This window comes from Actinomadura rubrobrunea NBRC 15275, from assembly GCF_001552235.1.
GTDB classification, from domain to species: domain Bacteria; phylum Actinomycetota; class Actinomycetes; order Streptosporangiales; family Streptosporangiaceae; genus Spirillospora; species Spirillospora viridilutea.
In genome coordinates, this window is record NZ_BCQU01000217.1 from 1 (window position 1) to 942 (window position 942).

Here is a 942-nt window from a genome sequence, read left to right on the forward strand (position 1 = left end):
TCCGCCAGGACCTCCTCCGACACGTTCGGAATGTCCCGGGTGATCTCCTCCGGCCCCAGCTTGGTGTCGCGCGCGTCGACCTCGTGCTCTTCGATGTGGATCGACGACAGCACATCGTCCTGCACCAGCCGCTGCGACAAGATGATGGCGTCCTCGTAGTTGTGCCCCTCCCACGGCATGAACGCCACCAGCAGGTTCTTGCCCAGGGCCATCTCGCCCTTGTCGGTGCACGGCCCGTCGGCGATCACCTGCCCGGCCTCCACCCGCTGCCCCTCGTCCACGATGGGCTTCTGGTTGAAGCACGTGCCCTGGTTGGACCGCTTGAACTTGGCCACCCGGTACGTGGTGCGCGTGCCGTCGTCGTTGAGCACGGTGATGTAGTCGGCCGACACCTCCTCCACCACCCCGGCCTTCTCGGCCAGGATGACGTCGCCGGCGTCGGTGGCGGCCCGGTACTCCATGCCCGTGCCGACCAGCGGGGCCTCGCTGCGCAGCAGCGGCACCGCCTGCCGCTGCATGTTGGAGCCCATCAACGCCCGGTTGGCGTCGTCGTGCTCCAAGAACGGGATCATCGCCGTGGCCACCGAGGTCATCTGCCGCGCCGACACGTCCATGTAGTGGACCTCGCTCGGCGGCACCAGCTCCACCTCGCCGCCCTTCTTGCGGACCAGCACCCGGTCCTCGGCGAAGGTGCCGTCCTCGTTCATCGGCGAGTTGGCCTGCGCGATGACGTACCGGTCCTCCTCATCGGCGGTCAGGTAGTCGATCTCATCGGTCACCCGACCGTCCACCACCCGCCGGTACGGCGTCTCCACGAACCCGAACGGGTTCACCCGACCGAACGCCGCCAGCGAACCGATCAACCCGATGTTCGGCCCTTCCGGCGTCTCGATCGGACACATCCGCCCATAGTGCGACGGGTGAACGTCACGGACCTCCATG

1 pseudogene is annotated in these 942 nt (G+C 67.4%); it reads right to left on the reverse strand.

Annotated features, from left to right (window positions below):
* Window positions 1-942 (reverse strand): annotated as a pseudogene (locus tag AR3_RS29100) (DNA-directed RNA polymerase subunit beta); the annotation flags it as partial.